At 50.3% G+C, this 16,243-nt stretch carries 15 protein-coding genes and 1 riboswitch; of the genes, 10 read left to right on the top strand and 5 right to left on the bottom strand.

What is annotated here, in order from left to right; all coding sequences use genetic code 11:
* Positions 1-75 precede the first annotated feature (75 nt).
* On the bottom strand, positions 76-1,278 hold the full coding sequence (locus QP860_RS08850; RefSeq protein ID WP_070620465.1) for an amidohydrolase: 1,203 nt from the start codon (positions 1,276-1,278) through the stop codon (positions 76-78).
* Positions 1,279-1,428: 150 nt separating this feature from the next.
* Here QP860_RS08850 and QP860_RS08845 point away from each other — a divergent pair, with 150 nt between their 5' ends.
* Positions 1,429-2,280 carry an immunity protein Imm33 domain-containing protein gene (locus QP860_RS08845; protein WP_070620468.1) on the top strand — a complete coding sequence of 284 codons (852 nt, stop codon included), beginning with the start codon at positions 1,429-1,431 and terminating at the stop codon, positions 2,278-2,280.
* A gap of 458 nt (positions 2,281-2,738) precedes the next feature.
* Here QP860_RS08845 and QP860_RS08840 read toward each other — a convergent pair whose 3' ends face one another.
* Positions 2,739-2,963 carry a hypothetical protein gene (locus QP860_RS08840; protein ID WP_284912584.1) on the bottom strand — a complete coding sequence of 75 codons (225 nt, stop codon included), beginning with the start codon at positions 2,961-2,963 and terminating at the stop codon, positions 2,739-2,741.
* Between the two features lie 9 nt (positions 2,964-2,972).
* Positions 2,973-4,451 (bottom strand): amidase family protein, encoded by a 1,479-nt coding sequence (locus tag QP860_RS08835; RefSeq protein WP_070620472.1) that lies wholly within the window; start codon positions 4,449-4,451, stop codon positions 2,973-2,975.
* Positions 4,452-4,620: 169 nt separating this feature from the next.
* On the opposite strand from QP860_RS08835, the gene QP860_RS08830 reads away from it, so the two are divergent.
* Entirely contained in the window at positions 4,621-4,998 is a 378-nt protein-coding gene (locus tag QP860_RS08830; RefSeq protein WP_067973541.1) for an arsenic metallochaperone ArsD family protein, read from the top strand.
* 24 nt (positions 4,999-5,022) lie between these two features.
* Positions 5,023-6,051: a branched-chain amino acid aminotransferase gene (locus tag QP860_RS08825; RefSeq protein ID WP_070620475.1), complete on the top strand. Its 1,029-nt coding sequence runs from the start codon at positions 5,023-5,025 to the stop codon at positions 6,049-6,051.
* 621 nt (positions 6,052-6,672) lie between these two features.
* Here QP860_RS08825 and mgtE read toward each other — a convergent pair.
* Positions 6,673-8,043, bottom strand: coding sequence for a magnesium transporter (gene mgtE / locus QP860_RS08820; RefSeq protein ID WP_284912582.1), 1,371 nt, complete (start codon positions 8,041-8,043; stop codon positions 6,673-6,675).
* 122 nt (positions 8,044-8,165) lie between these two features.
* Positions 8,166-8,330: riboswitch (M-box (ykoK) riboswitch) on the bottom strand.
* 161 nt (positions 8,331-8,491) lie between these two features.
* Between mgtE and purB the strand changes: the two genes are divergently transcribed.
* The gene (gene purB / locus QP860_RS08815; RefSeq protein WP_284878912.1) at positions 8,492-9,784 is read left to right on the top strand and encodes an adenylosuccinate lyase; all 1,293 of its coding nucleotides are present in this window, start codon (positions 8,492-8,494) and stop codon (positions 9,782-9,784) included.
* A 285-nt stretch (positions 9,785-10,069) separates the two neighbouring features.
* Here purB and QP860_RS08810 read toward each other — a convergent pair whose 3' ends face one another.
* The gene (locus QP860_RS08810) at positions 10,070-10,333 is read right to left on the bottom strand and encodes a hypothetical protein (protein WP_070617938.1); all 264 of its coding nucleotides are present in this window, start codon (positions 10,331-10,333) and stop codon (positions 10,070-10,072) included.
* Between the two features lie 395 nt (positions 10,334-10,728).
* Between QP860_RS08810 and purE the strand changes: the two genes are divergently transcribed.
* The 6 genes from purE to purL are packed head-to-tail and all read left to right on the top strand — an operon-like array spanning position 10,729 to position 16,239.
* A complete protein-coding gene (gene purE, locus QP860_RS08805; protein WP_070617966.1) occupies positions 10,729-11,214 on the top strand; it encodes a 5-(carboxyamino)imidazole ribonucleotide mutase in 486 nt (161 codons plus the stop codon).
* Positions 11,207-12,334 carry a 5-(carboxyamino)imidazole ribonucleotide synthase gene (gene purK / locus QP860_RS08800; protein ID WP_210398684.1) on the top strand — a complete coding sequence of 376 codons (1,128 nt, stop codon included), beginning with the start codon at positions 11,207-11,209 and terminating at the stop codon, positions 12,332-12,334. Before purE ends, purK begins: the two co-directional genes overlap by 8 nt.
* A gap of 3 nt (positions 12,335-12,337) precedes the next feature.
* Entirely contained in the window at positions 12,338-13,057 is a 720-nt protein-coding gene (gene purC, locus QP860_RS08795) for a phosphoribosylaminoimidazolesuccinocarboxamide synthase (RefSeq protein WP_070617941.1), read from the top strand.
* Positions 13,058-13,076: 19 nt separating this feature from the next.
* The gene (purS, locus tag QP860_RS08790; RefSeq protein WP_070617944.1) at positions 13,077-13,322 is read left to right on the top strand and encodes a phosphoribosylformylglycinamidine synthase subunit PurS; all 246 of its coding nucleotides are present in this window, start codon (positions 13,077-13,079) and stop codon (positions 13,320-13,322) included.
* 2 nt (positions 13,323-13,324) lie between these two features.
* The gene (purQ, locus tag QP860_RS08785; protein WP_070617947.1) at positions 13,325-14,011 is read left to right on the top strand and encodes a phosphoribosylformylglycinamidine synthase subunit PurQ; all 687 of its coding nucleotides are present in this window, start codon (positions 13,325-13,327) and stop codon (positions 14,009-14,011) included.
* Entirely contained in the window at positions 14,011-16,239 is a 2,229-nt protein-coding gene (gene purL, locus QP860_RS08780; RefSeq protein ID WP_070617950.1) for a phosphoribosylformylglycinamidine synthase subunit PurL, read from the top strand. Before purQ ends, purL begins: the two co-directional genes overlap by 1 nt.
* The last annotated feature ends 4 nt before the right edge of the window (positions 16,240-16,243 follow it).

Genomic DNA, 16,243 nt, shown 5'->3' with positions numbered 1-16,243 from the left:
ATATACTATATCTGAAAAACAGAAATAGCTCGAAGATAAATCCGTCGATTTACCTTCGAGCTAATCTTAGTATGTTTACTCTACGCCGTTGTTTTCTACGTATTCGCCGATGAAGGCGGCAACGGATTTGGCTGCAATGAGCATGGCGTCTTCGTCCATGACGAATTTTGGATGGTGGTGTGGGTAGGCTTCGCCATCTTTTGGTGCGGCGCCGACCCAGAGGTAGAGGCCTGGGACTTCTTGGAGGAAGTAGGCGATGTCATCCGATGGTGGTTGAGGTTGTTCGGTGTCCACCCCTTTTGTGAGTTGTTCGAATGGGTGGTCCTTGATTGCTTTGACAGCGAATTCAGTGACTTTTGGATCGTTGTAAGCGACTGGGTAGTCGTTTTCGTAGTGAAGGTCGTAAGTGATGCCAAAGGAGTTCTTGAGGCCTTCAAGTTTGGCTTTGACTTCATGCTCGATGATGTCACGGACTTCTTGTGACATGGCACGCACGTCCCCACCTAGTGTCACTTCGCCTTGGATGGCGTTGTTGGCACCTGCTGCGTCGAAGTTACCGATGGTGATCGACCCGACATCGAATGGGTTCAAGCGGCGGCTAACCACACTTTGGATTTCAGTGACGAAGTAAGAAGCGGCGACAATGGTGTCGTTGGCTTGGTGAGGGGATGAGGCATGGCCACCCTTACCGTGGATCTTCACCTTGAAGTTAGACCGGCCAGTGTGGGCATTACCTTCATGGTAGAAGACGCCTCCAGTTGGCATATTTGTCATTACGTGGAGGGCAATGATATTATCAACTCCGTCTAAGGCACCGTTTTCAATCATTGATTTAGCGCCACCTGGTGCAACTTCTTCCGCATTTTGGTGGATGATGACGAATTTACCGCTGAGCTGGTCCTTCATCTCAATTAAGGTTTGAGCGAGAACCATCAGATAGGCAGTATGGGCATCATGGCCGCAAGCGTGCATGGCACCTTCTTTTTTAGACGAGAAGTCGAGGCCAGTGTCTTCTGTTATGGGCAGGGCATCGAAGTCGGCGCGGAGGGCAAGTGTTTTACCTTCTTTGCCTGTATCGATGGTAACCACCAGACCATAACCATTACCGACATTCGTCCGCACATCACAATCGAGGTCCTTATAGAAATCGGCAATATATTGGGCCGTTTCCTTTTCTTCAAATGATACTTCTGGATTCTCATGGAAGTGACGACGAATTTCGATCATTTGATCTTCTTTCTCATCTAAACGCTTGTACAGCTCATCAACGAGACTCATAATACATTCCTCCTTATTAATATTTCTCTAACAAATTAATTATACGCTAATAATCCCAAAAAGGAAAATGAATCCCTTTTGCCTCATCTGTTGCCTGGTAAAATTTTATGTTAAAATGATTAAAAGCCTTTCAGTGATAGGAGATTGAAGATGAAGCAATGGATTCCAAATGGTGGTCAGTGTGCCGCATCGCGTACCCTCTTGAAGAAGCAGGGAGCTTTGTTATGGGCTTGGCGCGAGGCAGGGCGTTTCGACGGGGACAGTGGTTGGCGCTTTTTGTCTGAGCGGGATAACCAAGTGAGCCTGATGGATGAGAAGAGTATGGTTTATGTGGACATCAACCGGGTGGCCCAGATCGAACCAGCTATCTCTGGCATCTACCATTATCCACAAGGGGCGGATTTTCAATTTTCAGCTTACTATGGCAAGCACTTTGTCTACAATGATACATTGGAAAAGGTCGAAATGGTCACTAGTCAGGTGGACTTGCCCTTCAAGGATCCGAATTTCCGCCAACATTTTCCTGACTTTGTCCACGCCCATGAGCGACGGATTCGCGAGGAATTTGCCCTTTCAGAAGAAGAGATCAGCCAGCTCTCTGGTCTGCAAAAGGAAGTCGACCACCTGATTAATGTGCTCATGGGAACACGAACGGATGCACCCAAGACTCTAGAGATCTATATCTTAGTGGGCATTCTTTTGGGTTATTTCATGGAGAGACAGCTTGCTAGCCCCCTGCCAAGTGATAAGGTCCAACACGTTATTGCTACAGTGATTTACCGCCGCTTTGACCTGGCCATGGCTCAGATCAAAGACTACCTGCTTGCCTACCAGGAAGCAGAGAGCCAGGAAGATCGGATGTCCGAGCGGCAGATTCTTCGTTATGGGCGCTTGGTCTATGATTGGATGGCAGCTAAGGAATTGGAGAGCGCCAATAAGGAATATAATGCCCTGGTCAACCACCATTACAAGGCCCAATTAAAAAAACAGAAGCACCTTTAAAAAGGCAAGGCTTTCTCAGATTCTAAGTGTGAGAAATGGCCTGGCCTTTTTGTTTTGGGGCTTTCACAATGAAAAGAAGGTGTATCTGTATTAGATGGTGCTCGAAGCTTTCTATTTGTGCTCAGAGACCCTGGATGCAAATAGCTATTTTCTAGTTGTGTTCGAAGCTGCTACATGCAAATAGCCGCTTTCTAATTGTACTCAGAATTCCTGGATGCAGATTGTCACTTTCTATTTGCACTCAAAGTCCTTGAAGGCAAGATAGCGACTTCAATTTGCAGAGAGAGCTGTCAAAAGCAAATTGGTGGCCGGCAAGTCCCTCATCCTCTCACACCTTTCTAGTCGGGTTCGCAGAGGCAGAAAGGAAGTGACTTCAGCAAATGGGAACGATCGGCTAAAGCCGCTCTTATCCCTTTTGCCTCCAGTCATTCCTTTCTGAACACCTCTGCTCACACCCTTTAGATCATTCCAGCGTCGTAGTCCTCTTCGAAGGCTTGCATTTCTTCTTGGGAGACGTGGTCGAGGCTGTGGATGGCTAGGGTTTCGTTGAAGTCTTCCCGGGCGAGGGGGTTGCTGGCGGACCAGGTGTCGGCTTGGCCGAAGCTGTCGTCGTCCCAGGCTTCGTCGAGGACCAGCATTTGCTGGCGCCATTTTTTATAGATTTCGAATTGTTGGTCGTGCATAAGTACCTCCTAAATAAGATCAGGGTAGTAGTGGAAGCGGTCTTCTCTTTCTAAGTAGGCAGATAGGCCGATCAAGAGGGCTTCTTCGCCCTTGTTAGCGATCAGTTGGACCCCTAAAGGTAGGCCGTTTTGGCAGGTATGGAGGGGGAGACTGATGGCGGGTTGGCCGGTTAGATTATAAATCATAGCGAATGGCGAGGCAAGTAAGCCCTTCTTGAAGACTTGGTAAACAAGTTCAGCCAAGTCGGAAGTGGGGAGCTCTTCTGAACGCAACATGGCCTCGTAGTCACTTTGACTATAGAGTTTATCGTCGACGCGGGGGGCAGCTTGGGCGGTACTTGGTTGGATCAGGATGTCATAGGTCTGGTGGAAGTCGTCCATGATTTCAGCTGCCTGGTCCCAGGTGTCAAAAATTTGGCTGTAGCGGTAGGCGGGGATGGTCTTGCCGTACTGGGCCATGGTCCAGGTTTGGATTTCGACATCTTCGCGTTTAATCTTGCGCTGGACTTGTTGTTCGATGCCTAGGAAGCTGGCTGCCATTTCTGCCCCGTTCATTTCATAATAGCCGCGAACAAGTTCTTGACCATTAATCTTAGGGTCGGCAGCTTCGACCTGGAAGCCTTGGTCGCGAAGGAAGCGGACGGTATTTTCAACGGCTTGGATAGCCTCGTCAGAAACCTCTGTACCGGCTGGAGACTTGGTCGAATAGGCGATGCGCAGGTTTTTGACGGATCGAATGGCATGGTCGATGTGGGCCTTAGGGATAGGCAGGGTTTGGAAGGGCATGGGTTTGAGATTGCTCTGGAGGGCCAGGAGCAGTTGGGCGGTATCGCGGATGGACTTGGTCATCATGAAGCCAACCGGTGCCCCGCCCCAGCTCCGCCACTTGCGCGGTCCTGTGGCTGTTCGCACTCGGGTCGGCTTGAGGCCTACCAGTCCAGAGAAGGAAGCTGGAATTCGAATGGAGCCTCCGCCATCCGAAGCTGTCGCTACAGGCACGATCCCTGCTTGAACGGCAGCTGCTGCGCCACCGCTTGACCCTCCGGAGTTATAGTCAGGATCGACTGGATTGTGGACGGGCCCGTAGTAGTCGGAATCACTGATGAATTTCAGGCCGAATTCAGGGACATTGGACTGGCCAATAGGAATGAGCCCGGTTGCCATGACAGACTGAGAGAAGTTGCTGGTTACGGGAGCAATTTGATCCTTGAGCAGGCGGGCCCCAGAAGTCGCTGGCATCCCCTTAATATTGTGGCCTAAGTCTTTCATGAGGGTAGGGAGACCGGCGAAGAGGCTTTGGCTGTGGTCTTCTTGGGCCAGGTCTTGGGCATAGTCCTCAAAGAGCCGGGTGACCGCATTGAGCTTGGGGTTAATGGCCTTGGCCCTGTCGATCGCCTGGCTGACCAGGTCCTGGCTGCTAGTTTGTCCCTGGCGGATTTGACCAGCTAGGGCCGTTGCATCATCGCTATAACTTTTGAAATAGTCCATGGAATCTTCCTTTCTGCAGGCATCAGTTTTAGGCCTATTATAACAAAGTTTTTACGAACTTTAGAGGCTGACTTTTCCTATCTGAATGATAAAATAATGAGACTGCCCTTGTCATAGCTCTCATCTTTGGTGTATAATAATTAGAAAACACAAAAAAAGAGGTGTGAAAATGAAAAAAGTGCAATTATTCCAACCATTGGGGGAATCATTGGGCTGTTGCGGGGGCTCCGAAGAATGTTCATTGACAGACAATTCAATCATTAATACAGAAGCCAATGTCAAAGAACTGAATCGGGTGGAAGCTTTCTTTAATGCGCTCAAGAATGAAGAGGGTTATTTTGTCACTATCCACGACCCAGCCAGCGATGGTTTTATGTTCACCCATACAGAGGTTGTCATGCGTAAGCTCAAGGCATATGGAGAGGAAATCCTTCCCATTATTTTGATTGACGACCAGGTTGTAAGTGTTGCGGAATTTCCGAGCAACCAGGCCTTAGCGGATATGGTTGGACTCACTCACACCCAAGCTGTAGAATATATGTGTTAGTAAGATTATGAAGGAGGACCACTAATGACAGTAGATATCGATTGGAAAAACCTAGGTTTCAGTTATATGAACTTGCCTTATCGTTGGCGGGCATACTACAAGGATGGGGAATGGTATAAGCAAGGTCTGGAGACAGACAACCAGCTCCACATTTCTGAAGGCTCCCCTGCCTTACACTATGGCCAACAAGCCTTTGAAGGAATGAAGGCTTATCGGACCAAGGAAGGCAAGGTCCAACTCTTCCGTCCCGACCAAAATGCTAAGCGTTTCCAAGTGTCGGCTGAACGGATGATGATGCCTAAAGTTCCCGTTGAAGACTTTGTTCATGCGGTGAAAGAAGCGGTTAAGGCCAATATTGACTATGTCCCTCCTTATGAAAGTGGAGCAACCCTCTATATCCGTCCCCTTTTAATCGGGGTTGGCGATAATATTGGGGTTCATCCAGCAACGGAATACATCTTCACGGTCTTCGTGATGCCAGTCGGTCCTTACTTCAAGGGTGGCCTTGCCCCTCAACACTTCGTCACTTCAGAATACGACCGGGCAGCGCCTATGGGAACCGGCGGCGTGAAAGTTGGCGGGAACTATGCTTCCAGCTTGCAACCAGGGGCCAGCGCCCATGATGAAGACTATGCTGATGTGATCTACCTGGATCCGAAGACCCACACCAAGATTGAAGAAATTGGCTCTTCTAACTTCTACGGGATCGAACGTGGCACCCATAAGTTTGTCACACCAAAATCACCTTCTATCTTGCCTTCTATTACTAAGTACTCCCTGCTCCACTTAGCAGAAGAACGCTTGGGCTTAGAAGTGGAACAAGGGGATTGCTACATCGATGACTTGGACCGCTTTGAAGAAGCCGGTGCCATGGGGACAGCAGCCATCATTACTCCAATCGGCTCCATCACCCATAAAGGCCACCGCCACAACTTCGGAACAGGCCAAGAAGTCGGTGAAATCACGGAAAAACTTTACCATGAATTACTGGGCATTCAATTTGGTGACATTGAAGCACCTGAGGGTTGGATTGTCCCAGTCGAAGCTGACTAATCCTCTCCTAGCGGTCGCCATTCTCTATTGATCAATATGCTACAAAGACGATACGCTAGCGAAAAAGCACTTCCAAACTCCCCTCTTGAAGGGGGAACTGGAAGTGCTTTTTTTCTTGTATATTTATTGTCTAATGAGCTCGGTTCATAACCCGCACTTAGAGGGTTTGCTTGGGTGTTGTATCTTTTTAAGGATAAAATTCAAAAGCGGAACGGATGCTCACTAGCACCATTTATAGTCCGTTCTTGCTCACACCCTTCTAGTCGGGCTCGCAAGAGCAGCTTTGGAGTGCTTTCGCAAGTCGGGAACGTGCAAGCGTGGCTTGCCCTTATCCCGACTTACTCCAAGCATCCAAAGCTAAGCGCTCTTGCTCACACCCTTCTAGTCGGGCTCGGTCGCGCAGAAGTGGCTCCTCTTCACAAAATCCCTTCGAAGTCTTGCAGACTTCTTCGGTTTTTTGCTCCAGAGGTCCACTTCTACCCGCACTCCCTCACACCCTTCTTAGTCGAGTTCGACTTGGCAGACTCGGAGTGATTTCACAAGTCAGAAACGAGCGAATGCTTCGCTCTTATTCTGACTTGCCCAATCATCCGAGTCTAAACGCCAAGTCTCACACCCTTTTTACAACAAATGCATTAGATATGTGGCGAGGCTGAAGTAGATTAAGAGGCCGGTTGCGTCGGTGATGGTGGTGATGAAGGGACCGGAGGCGACGGCGGGGTCGATGTGGATTTTGCTGAAGAGGGTTGGGACGAGGTAGCCGATGACTGTCGATACGGACAGGGTAGCGGCTAGGGAAATCCCGATGATGAAGGAGAGGACCGGATTGCCAAAGAGGAAGTAGGCCACACCACAGATGGTGATGCCAGCTGCTAGGCCGATAACGATCCCGGATATTAATTCTTTCCATACTAGGACCCAGAAGCTTTCGGTGTTGTCGCCTAAGGTTAGCCGGCGGACAGAGACAGCTAGGGACTGGGTGCCTACATTACCGGCCGAGTCCATAATAATAGGCATGAAGACAGCTAGGATGACCACGCGTGACAGGGTCGCTTCGAACATATTGATCAGGTTGGCTGAAACTAGGCCGAGGAAGATCAGGATAATGATCCAGGGTAGGCGGTTCTTAACCGTTTCGAAGATGCTTTCGCGATCACTTTCATTATCTGGCGACCCACTGATCCCAGCGAAACGGTGGAAGTCTTCGGTGGTTTCGATATCCATAACATCCATCACATCGTCGACGGTCACGATCCCGACCAACTTGCCTTGCCCGTCTACGACAGGGAGGGCAAGTAAGTCGTATTCTTTGATAATACGGGCCACTTCTTCCTGGTCCATGCCAATATCAGCTTGGACTAATTGGCTATTCATAATATCTTGGACAGGACAGTCCCCTGGGGCACACAGGAGTTCGCGTAGGGAGAGGACACCGAGCAAGTGGCGGGCTTCATCTACTACATAAACATAGTAGATGGTTTCGACGGCGGAAGCTGCTTGGCGAATGCCCGTAATCACTTGGTCGGCATTATCCTGGGCGTAGACCGTGAGCACCTCGGTTGTCATGATAGCCCCGGCTGTTTCGAAATCATGTTCTAGGATGGTTTCGATCGTTTCTCGGTCGTTGGGCCGCATACTTTCCAGGACATGTTGCCGGTCTTCTTGAGGCAGTTCATGGATGAAGGCGGTGACCTCGTCGTCAGCCACATAGGTGAAGACCTCGGTCATATAGTCAGCAGGCAGGTCCTCAATAGCTTGCCGGCGCCCCTTGTAGTCCAAATGTTCAAAGAGTTCAGCGAATTCATCAGCTTGGAGGAGGTCGACAATTTTATTCTTTTTTTCAGGGTAGAGCTTGTGGAAGACAGCGACCTGGTCTTTCTCATGGAGCTTCAAGAAGAGGTCGCGGAAGTCGTCGCGCCGGTTGTCTTGGATGCTCTTATAGATAGCTTGGTAGTAGTCTTTCCGGTTGAGTCGGTTCAATTTAATGGCCATAATAATCACCTTTCCACACCTTTGGGAAGGTCACCGCACAGAGGGCTAAGGGTTTGGAGATTGCTTCAGATTAAAAAAACGCTCAACAAGAGCGTGAGCGTGAATCGTCCAGGAGTAGTCGGCAAACACCTCATCGCATAGTTTTAGCACTTATTAGCATAGGAGTAGCTCCAGCCACATTAGAAAATCCCTTAATTCGAGAATTTCTGCTGACCCGTTGGCATCTTTGGATGTTTCTGGGCAGTGGCGTCTCTCTAATACAGTAACCTCACCTAACAAGGTTTATTCTTATTTCTACCCTAGCATAGCAGAGACCAGCTAAAGATTCAAGCCCTCTTCAAAAAATACCTTAGGCCCGTCTAAATAGCTTGCCTTACAAATTCCTCGCAAAGCTTAAAATAAATCATGCTATAATAACAGTGAAATCCATAAAAAGAGGAGTAGTCACATGATTCCACGCTATACCCGTCCCGAAATGGCCCAAGTCTGGTCCGATGATAACCGCTACAAGTGCTGGCTAGAGGTTGAGATCCTCGCTGCCGAAGCCTGGGCAGAGCTGGGTGAAATTCCCCAAGAAGATGCCCAAAAGATCCGCGAAAAAGCAAGCTTCGATGTCCACCGCATCCAAGAGATCGAAGCGGAGACCCGCCACGATGTCGTGGCCTTCACTCGCTGTGTTTCTGAGTCTTTAGGCGAAGAGCGCAAGTGGGTCCACTATGGCCTGACTTCGACTGACGTGGTCGATACCGCTCAAGGCTACCAGCTTAAGCAGGCCAATGACATTATCCGTCAAGACCTGGCCTGGTTCCTAGAAATTTTGAAAGAGAAAGCCCAAAAATACAAGCACACGGTCTGCATGGGCCGGACCCATGGCGTTCATGCCGAACCGACGACCTTTGGCTTGAAGATGGCCCGCTATTATTCGGAAATCAAGCGCCAGATTGACCGCTTCGACCATGCGGCCAAGGGGGTGGAAGCCGGGAAGATCTCTGGAGCCGTGGGGACCTTCGCCAATGTACCAACCGCTGTTGAAGCCTATGTCTGCGACCACTTAGGCATCCGTGCCCAGGAAATTTCTACCCAAGTTTTACCGCGCGACCTCCATGCCGAGTACATCGCCTGCCTGGCCTTGATTGCGACTTCCATTGAGAACATGGCAACGGAAATTCGCCACTTACAGAAGTCGGAAACCCGGGAAGTCGAAGAATACTTCGCCAAGGGGCAAAAAGGATCCAGCGCCATGCCCCATAAGCGCAATCCAATTTCCAGTGAAAATGTAACCGGCCTGGCCCGAGTCTGTCGGGGCCATGTGGTAACAGCTTATGAAAATGTTGCCCTCTGGCATGAACGGGACATCTCCCATTCCAGCGCGGAGCGGATTATTCTCTCCGATACCACCATCCTGGTCAACTACATGATCCGCCGCTTCGGTAAGATCATTGAAGATCTAACTGTCTTCCCAGACAATATGTTGCGGAACATGCAGGCCACCCACGGCTTGATCTATAGCCAACGCCTGCTTTTGAAGTTGGTCGACCAAGGCCTATCCCGTGAAGCCGCCTATGACCTGGTTCAACCCCTGACTGCCCAGGCCTGGGATAACCAGCGCGACTTCCGCGAACTGGTAGAAGGTAATGAAGAAATTACAGATTTACTCAGTCCTGAAGACATCGCTGATGCTTTCGACTACCACTACCACCTCCAACGGGTGGATGAAATCTTTGAACGATTGGGTATCTAAGAAATATGAGGGGAAGCGTACAGGAGCCTCATTTATACAGTAAAAATATGTCCATTAAACTAGAACAGCCCAGCAAGGATGGCTTTAATCCTGCTGGGCTGTTCTATTTTTATTAGTCGCAAGCCACAGATAAAGGCTTTGACTGTGGCTTCGAAATCGTGAGTCCACAAATGAAGACTTATACTGTGGCTTGCTGGCCGTGAACCCACAAACAGAGACTTTGACTGTGGGTTGGCAAGCTTGAAGCCACAATGAGAGCACCCAATTGTGGCTTCCTAACACGAGCTAAAAAATCAATGGACCGCTCATAGCCCCATAAGCTGTATAGAAATCCCTCAAGTCTTTTCCTTGGCGCTTATAGAAGAAATTTTGGACAAAATCAGTTAAGTGCTTGATTTCTGGAATCTCCAGTCGGTCTTTGGGAGAGAATTTTTTAAGGGCATTGTAGGTCAGGACAAGGGCCTGGCCGATATTCTTGTTTTCCTGGATGACCTGTGCAGCTTCTAGGAGGTTTTCCTTAGTTTGGTCGGGGAAAGAAATTTTTTGCAATTATAGACGCCTGCAATCAAGTTAAAAAGGACTTGGGCTTCATCCTTTGTTAGCACAGTTTGCTTTTTTATCTTAGGTCATCTTCTTCCTTTGTTTATATTATATTCTTTCTATTTATAAACACTAATTAAAATTATGCTTCCCCTGAATATTTAATGATCAAATTCAAAGGCGGAAGGAATAGTCTCCCTACGATTTGACAAATTATTCTCAACAAATCCCCAAAAAGCCAATTTATAAATAATTCGTCTTTTGGTAAATATTAATAAAACAAAATATAAAAACATCCGTTTATATAACAAAATACGAACAATTATAAAATAAAATATAATAATATATGTTATTTGACCTTTTCTTGTGTTATAGTATTAGGGAAAAGGAAAGGGGTTATGGAAATGCCAGATGTTGCAGTGATTATGGGATCAAAATCCGATTGGGAGACTATGCGCGAATCCTGCCGGGTCTTAGACCAATTTGGAATTACATACGAAAAAAGGGTGATCTCAGCCCACCGGATGCCGGATGAAATGTTCGCCTTTAGCGAATCTGCGCGGGCACGGGGCATTCAAGTGATAATTGCAGGTGCAGGCGGGGCGGCCCACCTACCGGGTATGGTGGCTGCTAAGACCACCCTGCCGGTGATTGGGGTCCCAGTTCAGTCCCGGGCCTTGAGTGGCTGGGATTCTCTCTTGTCCATTGCGCAGATGCCAGGGGGAGTTCCGGTAGCGACAACGGCGATTGGGACGTCAGGCGCTAAGAATGCGGGGCTCTTAGCTGTTCAGATCCTCAGTCTCCAGGACCGCGATCTCGTTGATCGTTTGACTGATTACCGCCAAGCCATGCGTCAGGCGGCCAAAGAAAGTGGTGACCAACTTGACTAGGACCATCTTACCGGGACAAACGATTGGGATTATCGGTGGCGGCCAGTTGGGGCAGATGCTGGCCCAAGCTGCTAAAGAAATGGGCTTTAGGGTAGGTATCCTCGACCCAGGAGCCAATTGCTCAGCCGCCCAGGTGTCGGACTTCCACTACCAGAGGGCCTATGATGACCGGGAAGCCCTGGTCGCCTTTGCGGATGCCTGCGATGTCTTGACCTTTGAATTTGAAAATATTGATACCGACAGCCTCCAAGCCCTGGGCGACCGGGTCTACCTGCCCCAGGGGACAGAGCTTTTGGCAAAGACCCAGGACCGTTTGACAGAGAAGGCCTTCCTCCAAGCAGCTGGGGCCCAAGTGGCTCCTTATTGCCGGGTAGCTAGCCCAGCCGATTTACAAGCAGGCCTGGACCAATTGGGTTATCCTGCTGTTTTGAAGACGACCCGTTTCGGCTATGACGGCAAGGGTCAGCAGGTTCTCCGTTCAGCCCGAGATATCAACCAGGCGGCTGAGCTCATAAAGGACCAGGTCTGCATCTTGGAAGCCTGGGTGCCCTTCAGCAAGGAATTGTCCGTTATGGCAGTGGGCAAGCCGGGAGGGGACCTGGTGACTTTCCCGGTGGCCGAGAATATTCACTCTGACAATATTCTTTTTGAATCCATCGTGCCGGCCCGGATTTCAGCAGAGCTCCAGGCTAAGGCGGACCAGGTCGCCCGGCAGATTGCACGAGCTGGCCACTTGGTCGGGACGCTGGGGATTGAGATGTTCCTAACGGCGGAAGGGAATATTTTGATCAATGAACTGGCCCCTCGCCCCCATAATAGCGGCCACTACACCATTGAATCCTGTGACTTCTCCCAGTTCGACCTCCATATCCGGGCCATCTGCAACTGGGACCTGCCTAAGCCCCGGCTCCTCAAGCCAGCGCTCATGGTCAATGTTCTCGGCCAAGATCTCGATCCCTTCAAGGACCACCTGGCCCAGGCCAGCCACTGGCACCCCCACCTCTACGGCAAAGACCAAGCCAAGGTCAACCGCAAGATGGGACACTTGACCCTCTTGACAGATGATATGACGCAAAGTCTAGAAGAAATTAAAGCAACAGAAATTTGGAAGCGAGGATAAGGAATGACTGATAAAAACTTAATTTATTCTGGCAAGGCCAAGGATCTCTACCAGACAGACCAAGCCGGCATTCTCAAGATGGTTTACAAGAACCAGGCCACAGCAGGCAATGGGGCCAAGAAGGAAGAAATTCCTGGTAAGGGTGCTCTCAACCAGGCCATTAACCAGCTGATTTTCACTTATTTAGCCGACCAGGGGATTCCCACCCACCTGGTGAAAGTCTTAAATTCCCACGAAGAATTAGTCAAGGAAGCCCAGATGTTTCCCCTAGAAGTTGTCTTCCGCAATTATGCAGCAGGAAGTTTCGTTAAGCGGCTCGGCGTTGACAAAGGAACCGAGATCCCAGGCGGGGTCTTGGAATTCTTCTACAAGGCAGATGCCCTGAACGACCCCTTTATCAATGATGAGGATATTCGCTTCCTCCAAGCTGCGACAGAAGATGAGCTCCAAGAAATCAAGCGGCTGACCCGGCAGATTAATGCCCTTTTAGTTGCTTTATTCAAGCAAGCGGGGCTCATCCTAGTTGATTTCAAGCTCGAATTCGGCCGCACGCCCGATGGAGAAATTGTGCTTGCTGATGAATTCTCCCCAGACAATGCCCGACTCTGGGATATTGAAACGAAAGAATCTTTTGATAAAGATATCTTCCGCAATGACGAAGGAGATATCATTCCTTTCTATGAAGCAGTACTCAGCCGACTCGAAGCCGTGACCCAAGCCTAAGACCACAAGGAGGACCAACATGTATCAGGTAGAAATTTTTGTTACTTATAAGGAATCCATCTTAGACCCCCAAGGTGAAGCTATCCAGCAAGCCGTCAACCAGATGGGCTACACCGAAGTTGAAAGTGTCCGCCAGGGCAAGTACTTTGAATTGGAAATCGCTAAGGATGTGGCTGATGTTCAAGCGACTGTTGAAGACATTTGCGATAAGCTCTTGGCCAATGTCACCATGGAAGCTTACCGCTACACCATTAAGGAGGCCTAGTCATGAAATTTGCTGTGATTCAATTTCCGGGTTCCAATTGCGACACGGACATGTTCCATGCCATCCGGGACATCCTGGGTGAAGAGGTGGACTTTGTTTCTTCCGATGCCAGCGACTTGTCGGCCTATGATGCGGTCATGGTACCAGGCGGTTTTTCCTTTGGCGACTACTTGCGGTCTGGGGCTATCGCTCGTTTTGCCCCTATCATGACGGCCTTAAAAGCTTTCGCTGATTCAGGCAAGCTTGTCTTAGGGACCTGCAATGGCTTTCAGATTCTCTGCGAGGCCGGACTCCTGCCGGGGGCCTTCTTGCGCAACCGCGACCTCCACTTTGTCTGCAAACACCAAGCTCTGAAGGTTGAAAACAACCAAACAGCCTTTACCAGCCGCTACCAAGCAGGGGAAGCAATCAGCCTGCCTATTGCCCATGGCGAAGGGAATTATTACTGCGACCCAGAAACCCTAGAGGAATTGCGGGCCAAGCACCAGATTGTCTTCACTTATGCGGGGGACAATCCCAATGGGTCAACAGCCAATATTGCAGGGATCTGCAACCAAGCGGGCAATGTGATCGGCCTCATGCCCCATCCAGAAAGGGCGGTAGAGGCCTTGATTGGCGGTATTGACGGTCTGCGGGTTTTTGAATCGATGCGGGACACTTATGAGAAGAACTTAGGAGGGCAAGCTTAATGGCGACACAAGAACTGACAGCAGAAGCAATCCAAGAAGAGAAGATCTACCAAGAGTGGGGCTTGACGGATGAGGAATATGCCCTGATCCGGGATAAGATTCTCGGTCGCCTGCCCAATTACACAGAGACCGGTCTCTTCTCGGTCATGTGGAGTGAGCACTGTTCCTACAAGAACACCAAGCCAATCTTGCGTACCTTCCCTTCTGAAGGGCCCCAAGTCCTCCAAGGGCCAGGCGAGGGAGCCGGGATTGTGGATATTGGCGATGGTCAGGCCGTGGTCTTCAAGGGGGAGAGCCACAACCACCCCTCAGCGGTGGAACCCTATGAAGGGGCGGCTACTGGGGTCGGCGGGATTATCCGCGACATTTTCAGTATGGGAGCCCGTCCCATTGCCGTTCTGGATTCACTCCGTTTCGGTGAATTAGATGATGCCCGGACCAAGTACATCTACCAGGAAGTCATTAACGGGATTGCGGGCTACGGCAACTGCATCGGCATTCCAACAGTAGGAGGCGAGATCGCCTTTGATAATTGCTACCGCGGTAATCCTCTCGTCAACGTTATGTGCGTCGGTCTCATGGACCAAAAAGATATTCAAAAGGGCCGGGCAGCCGGTGTCGGTAATAGCATCCTCTATGTCGGAGCCAAGACCGGCCGCGATGGGATCCACGGCGCTACCTTCGCCAGTGCGGAATTCAGCGATGAGCACGAGAGCCAACGGTCAGCTGTCCAAGTGGGTGACCCCTTCATGGAGAAACTCCTCTTGGAAGCCTGCCTGGAAGTGATCCAGACCTGCCAGGAAGAATTAGTCGGTATCCAGGACATGGGGGCGGCAGGCCTGGTATCTTCCAGCTCTGAAATGGCCTCCAAGGCAGGAACAGGACTCCGCCTCAATCTCGACCAGGTCCCCCAACGCGAAAGAGACATGACGCCTTACGAAATGATGTTGTCTGAATCCCAGGAACGGATGCTTCTCTGTGTCAAGAAGGGCAAGGAAGCCAAGATCCAAGCCATCTTCGACAAGTACAAGCTCCATGCAGTTAAGATCGGCGAGGTAACGGACGATGGCCGCTACCGGCTCTTCCACCAGGGTCAAGAAGTGGCCAATGTGCCGGTAGATGCCTTAGCGGAATCCGCTCCTGAATACCAGAGAGAACAACAATTACCTCAACGTCTAGCCCATGCTGAACCCAAGCAATACCAACCCCAATTCAGTGATGCCAAGGCGACCTTGGAAGCCCTCCTCCAACAGGGGACCATTGCCTCCAAACGCTCGGTCTATGAAAGCTATGACAGCATGGTCCGGACCTCAACTGTCCAAGGGCCAGGGAGCGATGCCGCTGTTCTTCGCATCCGCGGTACCCAAAAAGCCCTGGCCATGACGACCGACTGCAATGCCCGCTATATTTATTTGGATCCTGAACGTGGAGGGCAAATCGCGGTCAGCGAAGCGGCCCGGAATATTGTCGCTAGCGGGGGCCAGCCCCTCGCCATCACTGACTGCTTGAACTACGGTAACCCAGAGGATCCGGAAATCTTCTATGAACTCGCCCAGTCAGCCGCTGGTATTTCCCAGGCCTGCCGCCAGCTCCAGACGCCAGTCATTTCGGGCAATGTTTCCTTAAATAATGAAAGCAATGGCCAAGCCATCTATCCGACGCCAATGATCGGCATGGTCGGTCTCATCCGCGACCTGTCAGAAATCACTACGCAAAGCTTCAAGCAAGCAGGGGACCTGATCTATAGCATCGGGGCGACCAGTGATGCCTTCAACGGGTCTGAGCTCCAGTACTTAGAAACTGGGCAAATCTCTGGTCAGCTCTTTGATTTCGACCTCGACCAGGAAGCTGTCAACCAAGAAGCGGTCCTCCAGGCCATCCAAGCCGGCCACCTGGCCTCTGCCCACGACCTGAGCGAGGGGGGCTTAGCCGTTGCCTTAGCCGAGTCCGCCTTTAGGACAGGACTGGGCCTCGATGTTACTTTTGCTGGACCTATCCGCCAAGTCTTCAGCGAAAACCAGTCGCGCTTTATTGTGTCGGTCCATCCCGACCAACAAGCGGCCTTTGAAGCCGACTTTGGCGACAAGTTTGACTTATTAGGCCGGGTGACCGCTGAGGCAGACTATCTTTTACAAGCCGATGATGGCCGGATCGAAGCAGACCTGAAAGAATTAGAAGCACTATGGGAGGGGGCCTTAACGTGTCAACTACATGCCACAAGCAAATAGTTTC

It is taken from the genome of Aerococcus sp. UMB1112A, from assembly GCF_030230715.1.
GTDB lineage: Bacteria > Bacillota > Bacilli > Lactobacillales > Aerococcaceae > Aerococcus.
The sequence above is the reverse complement of the archived record's forward strand: the minus strand, read 5'-3'. Positions and strand labels throughout refer to the sequence as shown.

What these genes read in the sequence shown, in the direction of transcription:
- mgtE (WP_284912582.1), bottom strand. Translation starts at nt 8,043, where the DNA reads ATGGCCATTAAATTGAACCGACTCAACCGGAAAGACTACTACCAAGCT.
- QP860_RS08845 (WP_070620468.1), top strand. Translation starts at nt 1,429, where the DNA reads ATGAAGCAATGGATTCCAAATGGTGGTCAGTGTGCCGCATCGCGTACC.
- QP860_RS08850 (WP_070620465.1), bottom strand. Translation starts at nt 1,278, where the DNA reads ATGAGTCTCGTTGATGAGCTGTACAAGCGTTTAGATGAGAAAGAAGAT.
- QP860_RS08835 (WP_070620472.1), bottom strand. Translation starts at nt 4,451, where the DNA reads ATGGACTATTTCAAAAGTTATAGCGATGATGCAACGGCCCTAGCTGGT.
- purL (WP_070617950.1), top strand. Translation starts at nt 14,011, where the DNA reads ATGGCGACACAAGAACTGACAGCAGAAGCAATCCAAGAAGAGAAGATC.
- QP860_RS08840 (WP_284912584.1), bottom strand. Translation starts at nt 2,963, where the DNA reads ATGCACGACCAACAATTCGAAATCTATAAAAAATGGCGCCAGCAAATG.
- QP860_RS08830 (WP_067973541.1), top strand. Translation starts at nt 4,621, where the DNA reads ATGAAAAAAGTGCAATTATTCCAACCATTGGGGGAATCATTGGGCTGT.
- purC (WP_070617941.1), top strand. Translation starts at nt 12,338, where the DNA reads ATGACTGATAAAAACTTAATTTATTCTGGCAAGGCCAAGGATCTCTAC.
- QP860_RS08825 (WP_070620475.1), top strand. Translation starts at nt 5,023, where the DNA reads ATGACAGTAGATATCGATTGGAAAAACCTAGGTTTCAGTTATATGAAC.
- purS (WP_070617944.1), top strand. Translation starts at nt 13,077, where the DNA reads ATGTATCAGGTAGAAATTTTTGTTACTTATAAGGAATCCATCTTAGAC.
- purE (WP_070617966.1), top strand. Translation starts at nt 10,729, where the DNA reads ATGCCAGATGTTGCAGTGATTATGGGATCAAAATCCGATTGGGAGACT.
- purB (WP_284878912.1), top strand. Translation starts at nt 8,492, where the DNA reads ATGATTCCACGCTATACCCGTCCCGAAATGGCCCAAGTCTGGTCCGAT.
- purQ (WP_070617947.1), top strand. Translation starts at nt 13,325, where the DNA reads ATGAAATTTGCTGTGATTCAATTTCCGGGTTCCAATTGCGACACGGAC.